We start from the raw sequence: 20,189 nt of genomic DNA, 5'->3' as shown, positions 1-20,189 counted from the left end.
GTGCATCAACAGTCTTTTTTTATTCCCGCCGCTCAGCCGGCGTTCCGGGCCGCAGGGTCCGGTCAACAGGAGCAGGTCATGTCTGAAGTCCGTCATTCGCGTGTGATTATTCTCGGTTCCGGCCCTGCCGGTTACAGCGCCGCGGTTTATGCGGCACGTGCCAACCTCAAGCCGTTGTTGATCACCGGCATGCAAGCCGGCGGTCAATTGACCACCACCACCGAAGTCGACAACTGGCCAGGCGACGTCCACGGCCTGACCGGCCCGGCCTTGATGGAGCGCATGAAAGAACACGCCGAGCGCTTCGAGACCGAGATCGTCTTCGACCACATCAATGCCGTGGATTTCGCCGCCAAGCCATACACCTTGACCGGCGACAGCGCGACCTACACCTGCGATGCCCTGATCATCGCCACCGGCGCCAGCGCTCGTTACCTGGGCCTGCCATCGGAAGAAACGTTCATGGGCAAAGGCGTTTCGGCCTGCGCTACCTGCGACGGTTTCTTCTACCGCAACAAACCCGTGGCGGTGGTCGGCGGCGGCAACACCGCGGTCGAGGAAGCGCTGTACCTGGCCAACATCGCCAGCACGGTCACCCTGGTTCACCGTCGCGAAACATTCCGCGCCGAGAAGATTTTGATCGACAAGCTCAACGCCCGCGTCGCCGAAGGCAAGATCATCCTCAAGCTCAACGCGACCCTGGACGAAGTGTTGGGTGACAACATGGGCGTGACCGGCGCGCGCTTGAAGAACAACGATGGCAGCTTCGAAGAAATCAAGGTTGACGGCGTATTCATCGCCATCGGCCACACGCCGAATACTTCGTTGTTCGAAGGCCAGCTGGAGCTCAAGGACGGCTACCTGGTCGTCAAGGGTGGCCGCGACGGCAACGCTACCGCCACCAGCGTCGAAGGTATCTTCGCCGCCGGCGACGTGGCCGACCACGTCTACCGCCAGGCCATCACCTCGGCTGGCGCTGGTTGCATGGCGGCTCTGGACACCGAACGTTACCTGGACGGCCTGCAGAACGTTTCGTTCTGATTCATCGGGCATTAAAAAAACCGGCTTCGGCCGGTTTTTTGTGCTTGGTATTTAACGCAACTTCATAGGCGGTTTCTGTGGGAGCGAGCTTGCTCGCGATGGCGTCAACCAGTCAATGTCGGTGTTGGCTGATATACCGCGATCGCGAGCAGGCTCGCTCCCACAAGGTTATGTGTGGTCAGGAAAACCTTGATCAGGCCAGTTCCGCCAGGCACGCCTCCAGGATGTCCAAGCCCTCTTCCAGCACCGCCGCTTCGGTCGTCAACGGCGCCAGCAGCCGGATGATGTGCCGCGATTTACCACTGGGCATCAGCAGCAGGCCCGACTCACGTGCCAGGGCCAGCAGTTGTGTCAGTTGTGCCGGGGCCGGGGTGCCATCGGCGTGGGCCAGTTCGATCCCGCGCATGGCGCCGACGCCGGTCAGGCGGCCCAGGTACGGCGACAGCCCACGGCGGCGCCACGACTCGTAGCGGCTGACGATCGCTTCTTCCTGTTGTGCGCCCCACGCGTGGAGATTGGCGTCAGTCATTTCATCCAGCGTTGCCAGCGCGGCGGCGCAGGCGATGGGGTTGCCAGAATAGGTCCCACCGAGCCCACCCTTTGGCAGGTTATCCATCAGCGACTTGCGCCCTACCACCGCCCCCAGAGGGACACCGCCAGCGATGCTTTTGCCCAGCAGGATCAGGTCCGGGTCGATCCCCAGTCGCGAGAACGCGAAGCGCTGGCCGGTGCGGCCGAAACCGGACTGGATCTCATCGACGATCAGCACGATGCCCTTGTCGTCGCAGAACTGCCGCAACGCCTGGGCGAACGCCACGTCCATCGCCAGGAAACCGGCTTCGCCCTGCACCGGCTCGACGATGAAACAGGCCACGTCGTTTACATCGATCTCGACGCTGAACAGCCTGTCCATGGCTTTCAGCGCTTCGGCGCACGTCACGCCATTGTCGTGGCTGGGGTAGGGCAGGTGATAGACCGGTCCGGGCAGTACGCCGACTTTCTGTTTGTACGGCGCGACCTTGCCGTTGAGATTGAGGGTGGCGAGGGTTCGCCCATGGAAGCCGCCGTCGAAAGCAATCACGGCAGTGCGTCCCGTGGCGCCGCGCACGATCTTCAAGGCATTTTCAGCCGCTTCGGCGCCGCTGTTGGTCAGCATGCCGCTCACCGGATAACCGACCGGGATGAATGCGGCCAGGCGCTCCATCAATTGGACGTAAGGCGCGTGGGGCGCGGCATTGAAGGCGTAGTGCGTCAGGCGGGTGGCTTGCTCGCGGATCGCCTCGACGATGCGAGGATGACAATGCCCCAGATTCAACACGCCGATGCCACCCACGAAATCAATATAGCGCTTGGCGTCGCAATCCCAGACCTCGGCATTTTTCCCGTGGCTGAGACTGACGGGGTGAACGAAGGAAATCGATTGGCTGATGCTGTCGCGGCTCATGGATGACGGCTCGGAAGAAGAAAGGATTTGCCTTATCTAAGCCGCGAGAAGCAGTGCCCAGCAAACGAAATAAAGTCGCCGGGTCAATCATAAAAGTCGGGATGTGGTGAGGTGCCACTTAACTTGAGACGTATTCCCCGTAGCGAGGGAACAAGCTCCCTCGCTACGACAGCGGGTGAATCAGCGGCGTTGCAATGGCTGGGCTTCGAACTTCACCCCCGCCAACCCGTGGGCTATCAGCGCGCGGATATTGCCGTGGTCGCTGCCTTCGGGCGTGTTCAGTACCGAACGGTAGTGCTCGCCGAATGCCAGGAGCGCCTCTTTGTCGCTCAAGCCTTCAAGCAGTGCCAGGCCCAACGTCTTGCAGGAGCCTTCGTTCTGCCCGGCCGCGTTCTTCACGCCACCGTTGTCGAAGGCTTGGGGCTGGTAGTCGTAGCCTTCGGCAATGAACGCCAGGGTGTCGGCAAAGACATGCTCACCGCTCTCGAGGCTGGCGCGGAAAGTGTTCAGGTCAAGCATCGGGGTTTCCTTTGGCAAACGCCGCTTGCTGCTCGGCATTGGCTTCTTTCTGGTATTGGGCTTTCCATTCGGCATAGGGCATGCCGTAGACAACTTCGCGCGCATCATCGAGGCTGACCTCGACCTGGCGCTCATCGGCGGCGGCCTTGTACCACTTGGACAGGCAGTTGCGGCAGAAACCGGCGAGGTTCATCAGGTCGATGTTCTGCACATCCTTGCGGCTGTCGAGGTGGGCAACCAGCCGGCGGAAAGCGGCGGCTTCAAGTTCGAGGCGTTGTTGGTCGTTCATGAGGGTCTCTGCGAGACAGCTTCAAGCGGCGAGCTTCAAGCTGCTAGTTGGTTTGCGGCGTTCAGGCTTGAAGGTTACAGCTTGAGACTGTTGGCGGCTACGGAGTAGCCCTGCTTGCTGCGAGCGTGATCGATACGGACTCGGCGAAGCGCAACGCGTGTGGCTTGTCGACTTCGACCTCGGCGTACAGCACCGACTCGTTCGCCATGACCAGGTCCAGCAACTCCTGGGTGAGGCGTTCGAGCAGGGCGAAGCGATTGCCTTCCACATGGGCAATGACTGCCTTGGTAATGGTGCGGTAGTTCAGGGCGTGGTCGATGTCGTTGTCGCGCACGGCCTCTTGAGCCGCGTAGAGGATGGTCAGGTTGATCAGCACATCCTGCTTGTTGAGGATTTCATCCTCATTGATGCCGATGAACGTACGCAGGCGCAGGTCCTTGACCTTGATACGCGCCATGGCGGGTTGAAGTTGAGGCATTTATTGGCTCCGTCGAATCAATTGCAGAAACTCCTGACGCGTGGTGCTGGATTCGCGAAAGGCACCGAGCATCACCGAGGTGTTCATGGTCGAGTTCTGTTTTTCCACACCGCGCATCATCATGCACATGTGTTGGGCTTCGATCACCACCGCAACGCCGGCAGCCTGGGTGACCTCCTGCACGGCGTCGGCAATTTGCCGGGTGAGATTCTCCTGGATTTGCAGGCGGCGGGCGAACATGTCCACCAGCCGGGCGACCTTCGACAGCCCCAGGACCTTGCCCGTTGGAATATAAGCCACATGGGCCTTGCCGATGAAGGGCAGCAGGTGATGTTCGCACAGTGAATAAAGCTCGATGTTGGCGACGATCACCATTTCATCGCTGTCGGAAGCAAACAGAGCGCCGTTGACGATCTGCTCGACGCTTTGCTCGTAGCCATGACACAGGTACTGCATGGCCTTGGCCGCGCGCACCGGAGTATCCAGCAGGCCTTCGCGCTCCGGGTCTTCGCCCAGGCCGATCAGGATCTCACGGTAATGCTGGGGCGAAAGCGCCATGGATACTTCCTCGAACCGTGACTATTTGATGTGCCGCCCGCCATTTACCGTCAGGGTCGTGCCGGTGACATATGAGTTATCCAGCAGATAACGCAAGCTCTGGTACATGACTTCGCTGCCGGGCTCGATACCCAGCGCGGACTTGGCCAGGGCCTTGGCACGATAGGTTGGGTCGTCGCCGGGATTGAACAGTAGCAGGGCCGGGGCGATACCGTTGACTTTGATGGCCGGTGCATACTTCGCCGCAAATGACAGCGTCAGACTTTCCAGGCCGGCCTTGGTGGCGCAATAGGCGATGTGCTTGCTGCTGCCTTTGCGTGTCACGTCATCGCTGATGTGCACGATATCCGCTGGGACCGAACGACGCAGAAGCTCGGCGCAATGCAGGTTGATCAGGTAAGGCGCGAGCATATGGACGCCAAACATGGCGTTGAACGCGGTGGTTTCGCTATCCGGCGTTTCTGCCAGCCAGGCCGAGGCGTTGTGCACGACGGCTCGCAACTGGTCGGTGTGCTGCTTGAGCAGATCGATGAACGCCAGGATTCCCGGTTCGCTGGCAAGGTCGGCAAACAGCACCGTGGCCCCCAGGTCCCGCAGCGTCTGCACGCCCGGGCGTTCGGTGCGGTAAGTGGCTATGACCGGCTGCCCGTCCTCCAATAAACGTCGGGCGCAGTGCAGGCCGACGCGTTGGGCTGCGCCGGTGATCAGGATCGGGGCGGTGGACATGGGACGGTTCGGCTCGGTTCGCGGCACAAGCAAAAACTATAACAGCGACGGCCGGCGCCTCCTATGCGTAAAGACGAGTACAGCGCTGGGGCGCTGTCAGGGGTTAACGATTTCGAGACCGGTTCCCTTGACCGGGGACCCAGACATTTTGTTTCGCTTTGTAACGAGCGCTATGGGAAAAACGCCCCGTGGGCGTTGGGCTGCGCCTGGCAGCAGGGTGCGCGAGCATTGTTGCTTTCGAGCAATAAACAACGAATCCGCAGGGCGGACGTGTTTATCCTTGTCAGCCCATGGCGGGAAAGGGGTAAACTGGGATCCAATTTTCCAGCTGGGAAATCCAGGCAAATGAGCGCGATAGTCGAGGAAAACCACCCTTCTCAGGCATCTGTCGCTTCGACCCGCGAGGATTTGCTTCCGATTCGGGACGTCGCCCGGTTGACGGGGGTCAACCCGGTGACCTTGCGTGCATGGGAGCGTCGCTACGGCCTGATCCAGCCCACACGCACCGAAAGCGGGCATCGCTTGTATTCTTTGATCGATATCGAAAAGGTGCGGAGCATTCTCGCCTGGATCGAGCGCGGGGTCGCCGTGAGCAAGGTGGGTAAGATCCTTGCGAAAACCGAATCGGTACGGCCAGTCTCCAAGTTTATTTCACCCGATCTGGTTCGTGCCGATTACAGCGATTGGCAGCAGCAGGTGTCGGATGCGGTCGGCAATTTTGACGACATCGAACTGGATCGTGTCTACGGAAAGATTTTCTCGAGTTACGCCGAGCCCGTGGTATTCCAGGACATTCTGATGCCGCTCTGGCGAGACCTGCTGCATCGCCAGCATGAGTTCGGGCATACCAGCGAATGGCTGTTCTTCGACGGTTTCTTGCGTTCGCGGGTCATGCACCGTCTCTTGCTCAAGCGTGAGGCAACCTCGCGGCGAGTGCTGGTCAGTGCCGTTGCTGGTCAATGCCGGGAGTTGGAGTTGCTGGTAACAGCGCTGTTCGTTTCCAAGGCAGAGGTGGGCGTGCGGGTCATGACCGTCGGGCAGCCCTTTGATGAACTGACGCTGGTTTGCCAGAAGATCCGGCCGTTGGCGTTGGTGCTGGTCTCCAATCATGCACCGGCCGCCGAATTGCCCAGGCGGCTGACCAAATTGGCGATGGGCCTGGATTGTCCCCTGTTGCTGGCCGGCGAAGCCTCCGACCTGGCACAGGAAAGCCTGGCGGGATCGCCGATCGCTTGTCTGGGAAATGAGGGTTCGGTGATGGGGCAGCGCTTGCATCAGTTCCTGGCGGGTAACCTGGATACGTGAACCGCGTTTAGAAGTGCATCGCCGGATGGGTCAGGCGGTGCTGTTGCAGGATGTATTGGCGCAGGCGCTCGGTTTCGTCCTGGTCATGCTGGGCCAGGTGATAGGCATACATGCCTTGCTCTGTTTCCCGTTCGAAAGTCCCGCGAAGAGAAATCCTTTCATAGCCAGACGGGCTGAACCACAGGGCGAATTGCTTGGGCGGCTTGGTGCGATTGCGTATTTCCAGCAATACGCCTTTGCAAGAGACCTCGTGCACCCATAAGGGCCCTGGCTGGCCCTTGGCGTTCTCCAGGGCGACCGGCTCATCAAGCGTCAGGCGCCACGGGCGCACCTTCGGCCCCTCTTCATAGATGCTCGGCACACCCAGGCGAAGGTGCATCGCGTGGAATTCATCTTCGACGAGTTGTAACGGAAAGGTCATCTGTTGATTTTCGAAATTGGCCTGCAGCGTGACCTGTTCATTCGCCGCCAGGCGTGTCAGCAGATCACGGATCTGCGACCCACCGTTTACCAGCAAGCTCGACGTGACATCCCGCTCGTTCAACTGCGGGTTGTGCTGCATGGTCCGGATGAAATCCAGCTCATCCTGGGTGAGAAGGGCGTCGCGCTGCATAAGGTGCTCGAAAAAAATTACTTTCACCGGTGATTGTAGTGACTGACCGCTAATTCGCGGTTTTGTTTTCGCCATTCGTCGCATGGAGGCGCGCGACGGTTTCCCGGGCTTCAGCCAACTCCGCTTCCAGTTGGGTAATGCGCTGTTGAGCCTTCACTTGGGCCGTTACGTCTTTTTGCACACCGACGAAATAGGTGTGGCCGTCAGCCTCGTTTTTCACCGTGGACAGCGACAACTCGTTCCAGAAAGGTGTGCCGTCCTTGCGGTAGTTGCGCAGGATTTGCCGGCAGGAGCCGCCTTGCTTCAACGTCGTGCGAATGAATTCGAGGGAAGGCTGGTCGCGATCACCCGACTGCAAAAAACGGCAGTCCTGGTAGAGGATTTCGTCACTGCTATAGCCAGTCAGCCGCTCGAATGCAGGGTTCACGTAGATCAGTATGTTGTCTTCGCCTTCCTTCTCGGCGATGACGATCCCGTCGTTCGAAGCGTTGATCACCAATTGCATCAGATGAGCGTTGATCATGAAACCTTCCCTGTTGAGCAGCCGAATAAATGCTTTATAAAAAAGAACGTCCAGCGATGTCTATTTGCCATTGTCTGGTGTTGAGAGTCAATCGCAGCTTTCACCCGCAGCCTGTTACTATTCCGGTCTTCTATTCAGCTTCAGGATCAGATTGATGAAAGTCGCGATTCTTTCCGGCTCCGTATACGGCACGGCCGAAGAAGTTGCCCGCCACGCCGAAACAATGTTGCGTGATGCCGATTTCGAAACCTTCCTTAATCCGCGGGCAACCTTGGCGGATATCCTGTCCTTCGGACCACAAGCGTTGCTGGCCGTAACGTCGACAACGGGCATGGGTGAGCTGCCGGACAACCTCATGCCGCTGTACTCAATGATTCGCGACCAGTTGCCCGCATCGTTCCGCGGCTTGCCTGGCGCTGTCATCGGCCTGGGTGATGCCAGTTATGGCGACACGTTCTGCGGCGGCGGCGAGCAGATGTGTGAATTGTTCGCCGAGCTGGGCGTGCAGCAAGTACTGCCTATGTTGCGCTTGGATGCCAGTGAAAGCGTTACGCCTGAGTCGGATGCCGAACCCTGGCTGAAGGAGTTGATCGGCAAATTGAAGCCGGCCTGATGTGACCCGCTCGGCCAGTAAGCTGGCTGCCAATGCAACTACCGCCCTCGCTGGAGCTGACTAGACTGGTTTTCTTGTTCACGAAGAAGTGGACGTTTTCTTATAACAAGAAGCCAGAGAGAGGTCATAGCCGTGAGCGTAGCGTCCCTTCAATCGGCAGCCGGCATCAAGGATCAGGTCAGTGCAGCCGAATGGCAAACCCGAGTCGATCTGGCGGCCTGTTATCGGCTGATCGCGCTGCATGGCTGGGACGACCTGATCTTCACCCATATCTCTGCGAAGGTGCCTGGCACGGAAGAGTTTCTGATCAATCCGTACGGCTTGATGTTCCAGGAAATCACCGCCTCGAACCTGGTCAAGATCGATCAGGCTGGCAACAAGCTGATGGACAGCCCCTACGAGATCAACCCCGCGGGCTATACCATCCACAGCGCGATTCACGAGGTGCGGCACGACGTGGCGTGTGTGCTGCACACCCACACCGCCGCCGGCGTCGCGGTGTCGGCGCAGAAGCAAGGAGTGCTCCCGATCAGCCAGCAGTCGTTGTTCGTATTGTCGAGCGTGGCGTACCACCCTTATGAAGGGGTGGCTTTGAATCCTGAGGAAAAAGTCCGCCTGCAAGCTGACCTCGGTGAGAACAACTTCCTGATGTTGCACAACCATGGCCTGCTGACCTGCGGCGGGACGATTGCCGATACGTTCCTGATGATGTTCATTTTCCAGCGAGCCTGCGAAATCCAGGTCCTTGCCCAGACCGGCGGCGCCGAGCTGATTGCCATCGAGCCGCAGGTGCTGGCCGGTGCCCGTGCGATGGTGGCCGGCGTGACCAAGAGCGGCCAGGGCATGGGAGGCGCGTTGGCCTGGCCGGCGCTCCTGCGCAAACTCGACCTGCAAGATCCGAGTTATAAGAGCTGATGCCCATGGTCCAGATCCCCTTGCGTATCTGGCGCCAGCGCGGCCAGACGTTCATGTTCCGTGGCCACGCTATCCGTTACTGGACTGCCGGGCACGGCGAGCCATTGCTGCTAATCCACGGGTTCCCTACCGCAAGCTGGGATTGGCACTACCTTTGGCAGCCGCTGGCACAACGTTATCGGGTGATTGCCTGCGACATGCTCGGTTTTGGTGACTCCGCCAAGCCAGTGGACCATGTCTACAGCCTGCTCGAACAGGCTGATCTGCAACAGGCATTGCTGGCCCACCTGAATGTGACGCAAGCGATCCATATACTGGCCCATGACTACGGCGACAGTGTGGCGCAGGAGCTTATCGCCCGGCATGGCGAGGCACGTGCCAATGTCGCCAGTTGCACCTTTCTCAATGGCGGTTTATTCCCGGAAACCCATCGTCCGGTGCTGATGCAAAAACTGTTGCTCAGCCCTCTGGGTTGGCTGATCGGCCGGGCGTTTTCCAGGGATGGCCTGGTCAAGAGTTTCCGACGGATCTTCGGCCCTTGGACTGCTCCCACCGAGAGTGAACTGGATGATTACTGGAGCCTGGTCGAAACCCATCGCGGGCCTCGGATCATGCACAAACTCATTGCCTATATCCCGGAGCGGCGCGCGCAGCGTGATCGCTGGGTCAACGCGATGCTGCGCGGCGAGGTGCCCATGCGGGTGATCGATGGGGCGTTCGATCCCATTTCCGGCGCGCATATGGTGGCGCGCTACCAAGCCCTGGTTCCCAATCCCGACACAGTGTTGTTGCCCGATATTGGTCACTACCCCCACACCGAGGCGCCTGTACAGGTGCTCAAGCATTACCTCGCGTTTCGTGAAGCCATCGCTGCGCCTTCCCGGCAACTGGCGTGTTCCTGACGCTTGCTTTCAGGGCGACGTAGCGCAACCGGGGCATCATCCCTGCACCTTATCGGCTGCTATTCACTTTCTCCCTTGTTGATTGTGACTGGTCGGCTTGTACAGGAGACTCGTGGCAATGTCCTATCGGCCTGTTGGAGTTCTGCCCATGAATGATTCTGTGCGCTTCGAAGATAAAGTGGTGATCGTCACCGGAGCCGGTGGCGGCCTGGGTCGCGCCCATGCGCTGTTGTTCGCCAGGCATGGCGCAAAAGTGCTGGTCAACGATCTTGGCGGTTCGGCGCAGGGGGAGGGAGCCAACGCTTCGGCGGCGGATCGGGTGGTCAGTGAAATTCGCGAAGCCGGCGGCGTTGCCGAAGCCAATCACGATTCGGTTACCGATGGCGACAAGCTAGTACAGAATGCCCTCGACGTGTTCGGCAGGGTTGATGTTGTCGTCAACAACGCCGGTATCCTGCGAGACAAGACTTTTCACAAAATGGACGATGCCGATTGGGACCTGGTGTATCGCGTTCATGTCGAAGGCGCTTACAAAGTTACTCGTGCGGCCTGGCCGCATTTGCGCGAGCAGAATTATGGCCGGGTAATCTTCACGGCTTCCACGTCCGGCATCTACGGCAACTTTGGCCAGTCCAATTACGGCATGGCCAAGCTTGGTCTCTATGGCCTGACTCGCACCCTGGCCATCGAAGGTCGCAAGAACAATATCCTGGTCAATGCCATCGCTCCCACCGGCGGCACCCGCATGACCGAAGGCCTGATCCCGCCGCAAGTGTTCGAGCAACTCAAGCCTGAACTGGTCAGCCCACTGGTGGTGTACCTGGCCAGTGAAGCCTGCCAGGAAACCTCCGGATTGTTCGAAGTGGGCGGCGGCTGGATGGGCAAGGTGCGCTGGGAGCGCAGCCTCGGCGCGGGGTTCGACCCGCGCGAAGGTTTCTCGCCGCAAGACGTCGCCGCCCACTGGCAGCAGATCTGCGACTTCCAGGATGCTGTTCACCCGAATGACAACCTCGAAGCCTTGAAAGAGATGATGGCTAACCTGCAGCGTTACGCCGTTTAAACCCATCGCCCGGACCGGTTGCCGTCAGCAGCGGTGACCGGTTCAGGGGAAGTATTTCTTCACCAGGGCAGCCAGGTTCGCGGCGGTCTCGATGTCCATCACACCGTCATACTTGGCCGGGCGGAAGTGCAGTTGGAAGGCGCGTACGAGTCGTTGAAAGCCTACGGTTGTGGTGGCCGCCGACGTGTCATAGCCATACCTCCTGAATAATCCCAGCAATTGTTCGCGAAGCGGGATTCCCTGGGTTTGGTATGCCTGCATGTAAGTTTTCTGGGTGCAATCGTCAAACCAAGCCCCAATTCCCTTGAGATACAGCGCGCGCCAAGGAAACATCGGGCCCGGGTCGCTTTTTCGCCCCGCAGCGATGTCCGAATGCGCCACCACGTTGACCGGGCTGATGTCCGGATATCGCTTGAGAATGTCGGATGCCAAATACTCGATGGCCTCGATTTGCTGGGCCTTATAGGGCGGAAAGGTAAATTGGCCTTGGTTGTCGGTGGCCAGGTTGACAATTTCAACGCCAATCGAAGTGTCATTCAAATTGCTGCGGTTGCCCCAACTGCTCACACCGGCATGCCAGGCCCGCTGGTTTTCGTCTACAAGGTTGAAGATCTGTGGCTCTTTAAAGCCAGCCTTCAAGTAAGTGGGGTCGGCAAAGTCGGGGATAAGGTAATGAGCACTGACCGAAGGACCGGTCAGTGCGGTGATGGAAGAGGCGAAGTTGCCGGCTGTGTAATGGAAGACCAGAAAGCGAATGCGGCTATTAAAACCTTTTCTAGAGCGATAACTTGTATTGTTTATCTGCATATCAATAATCCACTGATGAAAATCGAAGCGAAGTGCTGCGATTGACTTCAGCGTAACAGTGAAATTTTTATGTGCGCGTAGTTGGGTTCTCGGTTTGTTGTAGGAACTGGCGCTAGGTGGTTGAGGATTTTTTAATGGCAGTGAGGGTTAGATAGATAGGAAGAGTTTGAATGGCCGAAATAGCTATTCCTGGCGTCCCGTCGCGAAAATAGATAATGGTTAATTAAATGAACTCGGCAGCTGAGGGATTACCTAGGTGTTGTAGGAATCGAGAAGTTTTTATCGAGAAAAATAACCTACAAATAAAAAAGGCCGCTGCAAAAGCAGCGGCCTAAGCATGACGTTGGAAAGGAGCTACAAATCAACGTCAGTTGTACACGGGGACGATGGATTGATGCGCAATCCATCCGAATGACGGTGCGTCAGGCGCGGGGGACGCCAGGCGACTTGTGCTTGCGGGCCCGTTGTCCTGCAAGCCCGGCCAGCATAGTAGGCGCAGGCTGTAGGAAACAGTCCGGTTACGGACATGCACTGTTGCAGTGCGCGCAACAGTTGCGAGCACCATGTTGGTCATGCGCGGCATTGATGACCCATCATCCAGTCCGTTCATGCTTGCCGCATAAGCCGTTCCCGCACGGGCAGTAATCCTTTTGGGGTACAGCGCGAATACCCCCTTGGTGCGCTTATCGCCCAATGCCGGCGGCAGTAGGGTGAAGGCTCTGTCACTCACCGGGGAAGACGCATGACAACAATAACAATGCGCGCCATCTTCAAGCCGCAGGCGCTGGCCGTCGCGGTGGCCTTGGGTTGCTGTGCCCAGGCGCAGGCCGTTTCTTTCAACATTGGCGAGATCGAGGGGCAGTTCGACTCCTCTCTGTCCGTCGGCGCGAGCTGGGGCATGCGCGATGCCGACAAGGATCTGGTCGGTACGGTCAACGGGGGGAGAGGGCAATCCTCCACCGGTGACGATGGGCGACTTAACTTCAAGAAAGGCGAGACCTTCTCGAAAATCTTCAAGGGCTTGCACGACCTGGAACTCAAGTACGGCGACACCGGTGTGTTCGTGCGCGGCAAGTACTGGTACGACTTCGAACTCAAGGACGAAAACCGGGAGTTCAAGGACATCAGCGACAGCAATCGCAAAGAAGGCGCCAAGTCATCGGGCGCGCAGATTCTCGATGCCTTTGTCTATCACAACTATTCCATCGCCGATTTGCCCGGCACCGTGCGCGCCGGCAGGCAGGTGGTCAGCTGGGGTGAAAGTACCTTCATCGGTAACTCCATCAACAGCATCAACCCGGTGGACGTGTCTGCGTTCCGTCGTCCGGGCGCGGAGATCAAGGAAGGCTTGATCCCGGTGAACATGCTGTTTGCTTCCCAGGGCTTGACGGACAAGCTCACTGTCGAAGGTTTCTACCAGATAGAGTGGGACCAGACGGTCGTCGATAACTGCGGTACGTTCTTCGGCAACGATGTGGTGGCGGATGGATGCACCACTGGTTACACCGTAGGCAGCCCGGCGATTGCGCCGTTCGTACCGCTGACCGAGGCATTTGGCCAGGGCATCCAGGTGACCAGCGAAGGGGTTGTGATTCCCCGCGGCGGTGACCGCGATGCGCGGGATTCCGGCCAGTGGGGGACGGCGTTGCGCTGGCTCGGCGATGACACCGAGTACGGCCTGTATTTCATGAATTACCACAGTCGTACGCCTACCGTGGGCACCACTACGGCCGGACTGTCCACGTTGTCCGCGCTGCCCGGCATGATTGCGATAGCCGAGGGGATTGCTCCGGGCAGCGGCGCGGGACTGGCACAAAGCGTAATGCTGGGTCGCGGTGGGTATTATCTTGAATACCCTGAAGACATCCGCCTGTACGGCGCGAGCTTCTCCACCACGCTGCCGACAGGCACTGCGTGGACCGGCGAGATCAGCTATCGCCCCAATGCACCGGTGCAGGTCAACACCAATGACCTGACGCTCGCCTTGGTCAACCCGATCGCCGGTGGCGCCGCGTCCCCCATCGCCACCTCGCCGGGCGCCGACAACACCGGCTACCGCCGCAAGGAAGTCACCCAGCTCCAGAGCACCCTGACCCACTTCTTCGACCAGGTATTGGGCGCCGATCGCCTGACCGTGGTAGGCGAGGCGGCGGTCGTGCATGTCGGTGGTCTCGAGTCGAAAGACGAGCTGCGTTACGGCCGCGACTCGGTCTATGGCCAGTACGGCTTCAACGGTGACACCGATGGATTCGTCACGTCGACGTCCTGGGGCTACCGCGCTCGGGCGATTCTCGACTACTCCAACGTCATCGGCGGGGTCAACTTCAAGCCCAACGTGTCCTGGTCCCACGATGTGGCCGGCTATGGGCCCAACGGCCTGTTCAACGAAGGCGCCAAGGCCGTCAGCGTCGGCGTCGATGCCGATTATCGCAATACCTACACCGCCAGTCTGAGCTACACCGACTTCTTCGGCGGCGATTACAACGTTCTCGAAGACCGCGACTTCCTCGCGCTGAGCTTCGGCGTGAACTTCTGATCTGGCTGACAAGGAAAACCCAATGCGCAAGACGATCCTGCAATGCGGTGCCCTGGCCCTGAGCCTGCTGGCCGTGAACGTGATGGCGGCGGTCTCGCCGGAGGAAGCGAATAAGCTGGGCACCAGCCTTACGCCTCTGGGCGCGGAAAAGGCCGGCAACGCTGACGGCTCGATCCCGGCCTGGACCGGCGGCATTCCGAAAAACGCTGGCGCCGTGGACAGCAAAGGCTTCCTGGCCGATCCGTTCGCCAATGAAAAACCACTGTTCACCATCACCGCCGCGACCGTGGACAAATACAAGGACAAGCTGTCCGACGGCCAGGTCGCGATGTTCAAGCGCTACCCGGAAACCTACAAGATCCCGGTCTACCCGACACATCGCAGTGTCGGCCTGCCGCCGGAGATCTATGAGGCGGCCAAGCGCAGCGCGCTCAATGTGAACGCCATCAACGACGGCAACGGCCTGGCCAACTTCACCGGCAACCGGTATTACGCGTTTCCGATCCCGAAAAACGGCGTGGAAGTGCTGTGGAACCACATCACCCGGTACCACGGCGGTAACCTGCGGCGCGTCATCACCCAGGCCACGCCACAGACCAACGGTAGCTTCACGCCGATCCGCTTCGAAGAAGAGATCGCCGTGCCGTTCCTGATCAAGGACGCCGACCCGGAAAAAGCCAGCAACGTGTTGACCTACTTCAAGCAGGAGGTCACGGCGCCGGCGCGCCTGGCCGGTAACGTGCTGCTGGTACACGAGACGCTCGACCAGGTGAAGGAACCGCGCCTGGCGTGGATCTACAACGCCGGCCAGCGCCGGGTGCGACGTGCCCCGCAGGTGGCCTATGACGGCCCGGGGACGGCCGCCGACGGCTTGCGCACCTCCGATAACTTCGACCTGTTCTCCGGCGCGCCGGACCGCTACGACTGGAAGCTGATCGGCAAGAAGGAAATGTACATCCCGTACAACAGCTACAAGCTCGATTCGCCAAGCCTCAAGTACGATGACGTGATCAAGGCCGGCCACATCAACCAGGACCTGACCCGCTACGAATTGCACCGGGTGTGGGAAGTGGTCGGGACGGTCAAGCCCAGCGAGCGGCATATCTACGCCAAGCGTCACATGTACATCGACGAGGACAGCTGGCAAGCGGCGCTGGTGGACCATTACGACGGTCGCGGCCAGTTGTGGCGCGTGGCAGAGGGGCATGCCCAGTTCTACTACGACCATCAGAACCCGGGCTACACCCTCGAGGCGCTCTACGACATCATCGCCGGCCGCTACATCGCGCTGGGCATGAAGAACGAAGAGAAACACGCCTACGTATATGGGTTCGAGGCTCGGGCAGCTGACTATACCCCGGCGGCGTTGCGTTCGAGTGGGGTCCGGTAAGCCTACTGGCGGGACAGCGAAAGGAAGACCGGCAACCGAGTTGCCGGTCTTTTTTTTATGGCCGCCAATCAGCGCGCTGAATACTTCTCCTAAGGTAGTCGACACCGGTCTAGGGTGAAGGAACAACAATAAAAGGGACCTCGCAATGACCGCCATGACCCCGTGTCCGGACCGTCCAGGGCTGCTGCCTCGCCTGTCTTCGACACACGTGCCGCGCAGGTCGTTGAGCGAGCCCCTGTTGGCTTCCGAGGCGCGAGTAAAACTGCTTTGCGCACCGGCGGGAAGTGGCAAGAGCGCATTGTTCGCCGAGTGTTTCCTGCAAGCGCCCGCGGGGTGCCGCTTGCATTGGCTACCCTTGGCGGGCGCGGTGATGGACGCCGCGCAACTGTGCGAATGCCTGGCGCAAGCCCTCGGGCTGCCGGTGACGGATGAGACGAGCCTGTTGGCTCATCTGGCGCGTTTGCAAATCCCGACGTGGCTGTTCCTGGACGATTATTGCCGCACGCCCAATCCTGAGCTGGACCTGTTGCTTGACCGTTTGTTGAGCACCAGCAGCCCGGCATTGCACCTGTGGTTGAATGGACGCCGTCGTCCCCATTGCAACTGGCCACGCTTGTTGCTCGATGACGAATTGTATGAAGTCGACGCCCCGGCCCTCGCGTTTTCTTGCGACGATGTCCAGCAACTGCTGGTGCATCTGCCCGGCCCGCTGGCAGCGCGCACGGCCCGGGAAGTGATACAGCGTAGCGGCGGCTGGTGTGCCGGCGTGCGCATCACTTTGCTCGAACGCTGTGAATGGGCACGCCGGCACGCAACGCCGGGGCGGCCCGGCACTTTGCTGGATTACCTTGAATACGAACTGTTCGGTACGTTGACCCCGGAGTTGGCCCAGGCCTGGCGCGTGCTGGCGCACCTGCCGCGCTTCAACGGGCAGCTTTGCGCCCATCTTTTCGGCGATACGGTGGGCGCCGAATGCCTTCCGTTGCTGCTGGACCTGGGATGTTTTATCGAACCCTGGGAGCAGTCATCGGACTGGCTGCGGATTTTCCCGCCCCTGGCGCGATTGGTGCGTGAGGAGCCCTGGCCACAAGGCCGCTCCTGGCATCGACGAGCCTGCCAGTGGTTTGCGGCCGAGCAGGACTGGCCGATGGCATTCGAACAGGCCATGCAAGCCGGGGAATTCGAGACCGCCGTCAGTCTCCTGCAACACTTGCATTTCGAACATGTCCTGCAAGGCAGCAATGCCCAATTGCTGCTAGCCCTGCATGACCAGCAGGGCGAAGCGCTGTCGCTCGGAACCGCGCAATCGGTCGGGGTGATCACGACCGCCTTGCTCTTCGCCGGACGCTTCGACCAGGCTGAAGGCTGTATCGAACAGCTGACCAGGCTCCTGCCCCAACCCCTGGCTTGTCAGCAGCGAGAGCTGATTGCCCGCTGGCAGGTCTTGCGTGGTTGGTTGTTGCACTTGCGCGGAGACGGCGAACAGGCGCGCGAACATTTTTTCCAGGCCCAGGCCGGCCTGGACCCGGAGGCTTGGGCCCTCAAGGTGCTGTGCCTGATTGGCCAGACACAACAGGCGCTGCTTCAAGGTGAATTGGCGCTGGCGCAGGCGATCAATCGCCAGGCGCTATGTGTCGCGCGCGCCGGGGGCTCGCTGGTGTTCGAAGGGCTATTGGAGTTGGACCACGCGCAAATCCTGGAGCAGCGCGGCGCGCCTCACCGGGCCGACCACTTGTTGGGCGCTGTTCAGGCGTTGCTCGATAAACCAGGGCAGGATTTCTCTGCTTTGCTGGGACGTATCGCCTTGCGGCGGGGACGCCTGGCGTTGCGCATGGGGCTTGAGGAGCAGGCTGGCGAGCATTTTCAGGCAGGGCTCGAAGCCGGCTTGCGCAGCCAGGACAAGCAAGTGCTCTATGGCTTTCTCGGCAAGGCAAGCCTGGCCGCCAACCAGGGCGACTATGGCGAAGCCTTCATGCAGCTTCGCGACGCCGAACGGATCATGCAACAGCGGCACATCCCCGAGACGGTATACCGTGGTGTACTGCTGCAAGTCAGCTGTCAATTCTGGCTGCAGCAGGGGCGCCCGGAACTGGCCCATGAAGTCTTGACCCGAGTGTTGCGGCATTTTCGCGGACCGCAGGCCAAGCACGCGCCGCCAGCGACCCTGGAGTTGATTCCGCGCCTCGAATACTTGCTGGTGCTGACCGAAGTCTATCTGCACCGGGCGCAGGATCCGCAGGCTCGGCTCCGGGAAATGATCGCCCAGGCGCAACGTTGCGAAATGCATGGGTTGGAGACCGAACTGGTACTGGTATTGGCGGAAGTCGTCTGGCTGTCAGCCGATCGCTCCCAGGCGCGTGCTCTCATGCAAGAAGGGCTTGAGCGGGTTGCCTGCTGGCGGGCGCAACAAGCCTTGCGCGAGCTGTGCCTGCGTCAACCGGATCTGGTGCGCGCCGCCCAATCCGGTGAACAACTCGAACCGCCACCCACGGTGCCCGAGGAAACCGTGCTCAGCCACCGTGAGTTAGAAGTGCTCGAGTTAATTGCACAGGGTTATTCTAACCAACAGATCGCCGAACAACTGTTCATCTCATTGCACACAGTAAAAACCCATTCGCGTCGCATCCACAGCAAGTTGGGCGTGCAACGACGTACACAAGCTGTCGCCAAAGCCAAGGTCTTGGGCGTGATGAGTTAAATAAAGAACTTACGCCCGCTTACATATCATCGGGGAAAGGTCGAAGCGTGTTGGTGTATAAGTTCCGGGCTGAAGTTGGTTCGACTGAAGTTCAGCTGCCCCGGCACCGTAACGAGTGTCGTCAATTCAAGAATCGAACGGGAAGTTTGATTCGATACAGAACAAGGAAGTTTTATGTACGCTCCATTGTTTGCTTCACATTCGCAAAGGCTCGTCGCCCTCAAGAAAACGCGAGTGGACTTCGCTGTGCAGGTGTTATTGGGAATGGCCCTGGAAGGGCTGGAAGTCAATCCCCACAACAATTATTTAAACACGCTGACTGATGTTTCTGGCGCCGAGGTGGTTTCTTCCGTCACCTTGTTTGATGGAGCGCTGGCTTGCGTTGAAAAACAACTTGCCCCTCACTACACCCAAGGTGTTAGTGAAGTCTTCAGCAAGCGTTATTCTTTCGCCGCTGAGGATCGGATCAAGGGATTGGACGTGATCGGCTTTGAGAGGATCGTCATCGATATCGTCTCCAGCCTGACTGACGGTCCGTCGATGGATCTATCCCGGCCTGGCCTGAAGTCACTCGCCGTTGCGGACCTTGAGTCGATCCTGAAGGACCACCTGCCAGGCATCGACCTGAATGAAACCTATGTCACCGGTTTTGCGCCCGACGGTCTGGGCGGCCGGGTGATAACCTCATCGCAGAAGTTGGCGGACTATCTCTTGGCTCACTTCGATGATGACAATATTCCCTTTCATGCCAAGGGCGACCATCAGGCCGTGTACACGGTGGCCTTCAGCGGGGAAGCCAGGCACGCTCATCCGCAGCTGACCACTGGCCACCTCAACGACCTACTGATCCGGATCGTGCCGCACTTGCTGGGCTGATCCCGGGGCGCCCTCGTAGCCCATGCGCCAGCTCACGGCCCGGGTCGCCGCCAACAGGCGCTGCGCCGCCGGGCCGTTCTCATCGGCGTGGAACAGCGATGTCGGGCCGACAATCGTGATCACCGCCGCGACGTCGCCCATGGCGTTGAACACGGGTGCGGACAACGCATCCACTCCGGGCATCAGCAAACCATGCACATGATGCAGGCCACGATTGCGGATGTGTTCGCACAGCGTTGCATAGGCCTGCTCGTCGGCCAGGGCATGGCCGTCGGTGGCGCGTACTTCCTGGTCGCGCAACTCGATGGTCTCGCGCTCCGGCAGATAGGCACTGAAAACCAGCCCGGTGGATGAGCTGAGCAAAGGGAGTACCGAGCCCAGTTGCGTCACCACGGTCACGGCCCGCACGGCGGGCTCGAGTCGCACCACCGTTGCACCGTGGTTACCCCATACCGCCAGGAAACAGGTTTCGTTCAAGTCATCGCGCAACTCGGCCAAGGGCAGGGCGGCCACCTGCAATACATCCATGCCATTCAACGCCGCCAAGCCCACGCGCAAGGCCTCGCGACCCAGGCCGTAGTGATTGGTGGCTGTGTTCTGTTCGGCAAATCCGCTGGCGATCAACGCCTGGAGATAACGATGGACCTTGCTGGCGGGCATTTGCACGTGTTCGGCCAGGCGCGACAGCGACGTGGACGGCGACAGCTCGGCCAAGGCCTTGAGGATATCGGTGCCGACCTCAGCGGAGCGGACTTTCTGTTTACCGTTGCCGGGCGGGTTTTCCATGGAGGTTCGGGTCCGTAGGGCGAATGGGCGTCTTTATAGCTTGACGGTCGTCGCCGAGCAAATTACGTTGTGCGTAATTGGATTACGATAAAAACAACCCGGTACGCCTC

General features: G+C 59.7%; 20 protein-coding genes. 10 read left to right on the top strand and 10 right to left on the bottom strand.

Features of this window, described 5'->3' with window-relative positions; translation table 11 throughout:
• Positions 1-78 precede the first annotated feature (78 nt).
• Complete coding sequence (gene trxB / locus J3P92_RS20985) at positions 79-1,041, top strand: thioredoxin-disulfide reductase (RefSeq protein ID WP_420765497.1); 963 nt, start codon at positions 79-81, stop codon at positions 1,039-1,041.
• 193 nt (positions 1,042-1,234) lie between these two features.
• Here the strand turns inward: trxB and J3P92_RS20980 are convergent, their stop codons facing one another.
• From J3P92_RS20980 to folM, 6 genes are all read right to left on the bottom strand, one after another.
• On the bottom strand, positions 1,235-2,485 hold the full coding sequence (locus J3P92_RS20980) for a 2-aminoadipate transaminase (protein ID WP_434648937.1): 1,251 nt from the start codon (positions 2,483-2,485) through the stop codon (positions 1,235-1,237).
• Positions 2,486-2,665: 180 nt separating this feature from the next.
• Positions 2,666-3,004 (bottom strand): HopJ type III effector protein, encoded by a 339-nt coding sequence (locus tag J3P92_RS20975; protein ID WP_420765495.1) that lies wholly within the window; start codon positions 3,002-3,004, stop codon positions 2,666-2,668.
• Positions 2,997-3,293 (bottom strand): DUF1244 domain-containing protein, encoded by a 297-nt coding sequence (locus tag J3P92_RS20970; RefSeq protein ID WP_420765494.1) that lies wholly within the window; start codon positions 3,291-3,293, stop codon positions 2,997-2,999. The genes J3P92_RS20975 and J3P92_RS20970 overlap by 8 nt, the downstream gene beginning before the upstream one ends.
• 97 nt (positions 3,294-3,390) lie before the next feature.
• Positions 3,391-3,771, bottom strand: coding sequence for a dihydroneopterin triphosphate 2'-epimerase (folX, locus tag J3P92_RS20965; protein WP_420765493.1), 381 nt, complete (start codon positions 3,769-3,771; stop codon positions 3,391-3,393).
• Positions 3,772-4,329 (bottom strand): GTP cyclohydrolase I FolE, encoded by a 558-nt coding sequence (folE, locus tag J3P92_RS20960; RefSeq protein WP_434648935.1) that lies wholly within the window; start codon positions 4,327-4,329, stop codon positions 3,772-3,774.
• A 21-nt stretch (positions 4,330-4,350) separates the two neighbouring features.
• Positions 4,351-5,055 (bottom strand): dihydromonapterin reductase, encoded by a 705-nt coding sequence (folM, locus tag J3P92_RS20955; RefSeq protein ID WP_434648933.1) that lies wholly within the window; start codon positions 5,053-5,055, stop codon positions 4,351-4,353.
• A 345-nt stretch (positions 5,056-5,400) separates the two neighbouring features.
• Between folM and J3P92_RS20950 the strand changes: the two genes are divergently transcribed.
• Positions 5,401-6,360, top strand: a complete 960-nt coding sequence (locus J3P92_RS20950) for a MerR family transcriptional regulator (RefSeq protein WP_434648931.1) — start codon at positions 5,401-5,403, stop codon at positions 6,358-6,360.
• Between the two features lie 7 nt (positions 6,361-6,367).
• Here the strand turns inward: J3P92_RS20950 and J3P92_RS20945 are convergent, their stop codons facing one another.
• Together J3P92_RS20945 and J3P92_RS20940 are read right to left on the bottom strand one after the other, a co-directional pair.
• Positions 6,368-6,973, bottom strand: a complete 606-nt coding sequence (locus J3P92_RS20945) for a hypothetical protein (protein WP_420765489.1) — start codon at positions 6,971-6,973, stop codon at positions 6,368-6,370.
• A gap of 49 nt (positions 6,974-7,022) precedes the next feature.
• Positions 7,023-7,496 carry a PAS domain-containing protein gene (locus J3P92_RS20940; protein WP_434560601.1) on the bottom strand — a complete coding sequence of 158 codons (474 nt, stop codon included), beginning with the start codon at positions 7,494-7,496 and terminating at the stop codon, positions 7,023-7,025.
• Positions 7,497-7,650: 154 nt separating this feature from the next.
• Between J3P92_RS20940 and J3P92_RS20935 the strand changes: the two genes are divergently transcribed.
• The 4 genes from J3P92_RS20935 (at position 7,651) to J3P92_RS20920 (ending at position 10,986) form a co-directional block, all read left to right on the top strand.
• Entirely contained in the window at positions 7,651-8,109 is a 459-nt protein-coding gene (locus J3P92_RS20935) for a flavodoxin (protein WP_420765487.1), read from the top strand.
• A gap of 132 nt (positions 8,110-8,241) precedes the next feature.
• The gene (locus tag J3P92_RS20930) at positions 8,242-9,024 is read left to right on the top strand and encodes a class II aldolase/adducin family protein (RefSeq protein ID WP_434648929.1); all 783 of its coding nucleotides are present in this window, start codon (positions 8,242-8,244) and stop codon (positions 9,022-9,024) included.
• Entirely contained in the window at positions 9,024-9,926 is a 903-nt protein-coding gene (locus tag J3P92_RS20925) for an alpha/beta fold hydrolase (protein WP_434648927.1), read from the top strand. The genes J3P92_RS20930 and J3P92_RS20925 overlap by 1 nt, the downstream gene beginning before the upstream one ends.
• Before the next feature lie 148 nt (positions 9,927-10,074).
• Positions 10,075-10,986 (top strand): SDR family oxidoreductase, encoded by a 912-nt coding sequence (locus J3P92_RS20920; protein ID WP_420765484.1) that lies wholly within the window; start codon positions 10,075-10,077, stop codon positions 10,984-10,986.
• A 42-nt stretch (positions 10,987-11,028) separates the two neighbouring features.
• Here the strand turns inward: J3P92_RS20920 and J3P92_RS20915 are convergent, their stop codons facing one another.
• Positions 11,029-11,793 (bottom strand): N-acetylmuramoyl-L-alanine amidase, encoded by a 765-nt coding sequence (locus J3P92_RS20915; RefSeq protein WP_434560595.1) that lies wholly within the window; start codon positions 11,791-11,793, stop codon positions 11,029-11,031.
• 742 nt (positions 11,794-12,535) lie between these two features.
• Between J3P92_RS20915 and J3P92_RS20910 the strand changes: the two genes are divergently transcribed.
• From J3P92_RS20910 to J3P92_RS20895, 4 genes are all read left to right on the top strand, one after another.
• On the top strand, positions 12,536-14,329 hold the full coding sequence (locus tag J3P92_RS20910) for a DUF1302 domain-containing protein (RefSeq protein WP_420765482.1): 1,794 nt from the start codon (positions 12,536-12,538) through the stop codon (positions 14,327-14,329).
• Between the two features lie 22 nt (positions 14,330-14,351).
• Positions 14,352-15,719 carry a DUF1329 domain-containing protein gene (locus J3P92_RS20905; RefSeq protein ID WP_420765481.1) on the top strand — a complete coding sequence of 456 codons (1,368 nt, stop codon included), beginning with the start codon at positions 14,352-14,354 and terminating at the stop codon, positions 15,717-15,719.
• Between the two features lie 145 nt (positions 15,720-15,864).
• Positions 15,865-18,417, top strand: coding sequence for a LuxR C-terminal-related transcriptional regulator (locus J3P92_RS20900; RefSeq protein WP_434648925.1), 2,553 nt, complete (start codon positions 15,865-15,867; stop codon positions 18,415-18,417).
• 174 nt (positions 18,418-18,591) lie between these two features.
• On the top strand, positions 18,592-19,293 hold the full coding sequence (locus J3P92_RS20895) for a hypothetical protein (protein WP_434648923.1): 702 nt from the start codon (positions 18,592-18,594) through the stop codon (positions 19,291-19,293).
• Here J3P92_RS20895 and J3P92_RS20890 read toward each other — a convergent pair.
• Positions 19,258-20,079 carry an IclR family transcriptional regulator gene (locus tag J3P92_RS20890; RefSeq protein WP_434648921.1) on the bottom strand — a complete coding sequence of 274 codons (822 nt, stop codon included), beginning with the start codon at positions 20,077-20,079 and terminating at the stop codon, positions 19,258-19,260. The two genes, J3P92_RS20895 and J3P92_RS20890, sit on opposite strands and share 36 nt — an antisense overlap.
• Between the last annotated feature and the right edge of the window lie 110 nt (positions 20,080-20,189).

This window comes from Pseudomonas sp. D3-27 (assembly GCF_051132165.1).
Lineage (GTDB): Bacteria > Pseudomonadota > Gammaproteobacteria > Pseudomonadales > Pseudomonadaceae > Aquipseudomonas.
The sequence above is the reverse complement of the archived record's forward strand: the minus strand, read 5'-3'. Positions and strand labels throughout refer to the sequence as shown.

Excerpts from the sequence above, each read along its gene's own strand:
- trxB (WP_420765497.1), top strand. The coding sequence starts at position 79 with ATGTCTGAAGTCCGTCATTCGCGTGTGATTATTCTCGGTTCCGGCCCT.
- J3P92_RS20980 (WP_434648937.1), bottom strand. The coding sequence starts at position 2,485 with ATGAGCCGCGACAGCATCAGCCAATCGATTTCCTTCGTTCACCCCGTC.
- J3P92_RS20975 (WP_420765495.1), bottom strand. The coding sequence starts at position 3,004 with ATGCTTGACCTGAACACTTTCCGCGCCAGCCTCGAGAGCGGTGAGCAT.
- J3P92_RS20970 (WP_420765494.1), bottom strand. The coding sequence starts at position 3,293 with ATGAACGACCAACAACGCCTCGAACTTGAAGCCGCCGCTTTCCGCCGG.
- folX (WP_420765493.1), bottom strand. The coding sequence starts at position 3,771 with ATGCCTCAACTTCAACCCGCCATGGCGCGTATCAAGGTCAAGGACCTG.
- folE (WP_434648935.1), bottom strand. The coding sequence starts at position 4,329 with ATGGCGCTTTCGCCCCAGCATTACCGTGAGATCCTGATCGGCCTGGGC.
- folM (WP_434648933.1), bottom strand. The coding sequence starts at position 5,055 with ATGTCCACCGCCCCGATCCTGATCACCGGCGCAGCCCAACGCGTCGGC.
- J3P92_RS20950 (WP_434648931.1), top strand. The coding sequence starts at position 5,401 with ATGAGCGCGATAGTCGAGGAAAACCACCCTTCTCAGGCATCTGTCGCT.
- J3P92_RS20945 (WP_420765489.1), bottom strand. The coding sequence starts at position 6,973 with ATGCAGCGCGACGCCCTTCTCACCCAGGATGAGCTGGATTTCATCCGG.
- J3P92_RS20940 (WP_434560601.1), bottom strand. The coding sequence starts at position 7,496 with ATGATCAACGCTCATCTGATGCAATTGGTGATCAACGCTTCGAACGAC.
- J3P92_RS20935 (WP_420765487.1), top strand. The coding sequence starts at position 7,651 with ATGAAAGTCGCGATTCTTTCCGGCTCCGTATACGGCACGGCCGAAGAA.
- J3P92_RS20925 (WP_434648927.1), top strand. The coding sequence starts at position 9,024 with ATGCCCATGGTCCAGATCCCCTTGCGTATCTGGCGCCAGCGCGGCCAG.
- J3P92_RS20920 (WP_420765484.1), top strand. The coding sequence starts at position 10,075 with ATGAATGATTCTGTGCGCTTCGAAGATAAAGTGGTGATCGTCACCGGA.
- J3P92_RS20915 (WP_434560595.1), bottom strand. The coding sequence starts at position 11,793 with ATGCAGATAAACAATACAAGTTATCGCTCTAGAAAAGGTTTTAATAGC.
- J3P92_RS20910 (WP_420765482.1), top strand. The coding sequence starts at position 12,536 with ATGACAACAATAACAATGCGCGCCATCTTCAAGCCGCAGGCGCTGGCC.
- J3P92_RS20905 (WP_420765481.1), top strand. The coding sequence starts at position 14,352 with ATGCGCAAGACGATCCTGCAATGCGGTGCCCTGGCCCTGAGCCTGCTG.
- J3P92_RS20900 (WP_434648925.1), top strand. The coding sequence starts at position 15,865 with ATGACCGCCATGACCCCGTGTCCGGACCGTCCAGGGCTGCTGCCTCGC.
- J3P92_RS20895 (WP_434648923.1), top strand. The coding sequence starts at position 18,592 with ATGTACGCTCCATTGTTTGCTTCACATTCGCAAAGGCTCGTCGCCCTC.
- J3P92_RS20890 (WP_434648921.1), bottom strand. The coding sequence starts at position 20,079 with ATGGAAAACCCGCCCGGCAACGGTAAACAGAAAGTCCGCTCCGCTGAG.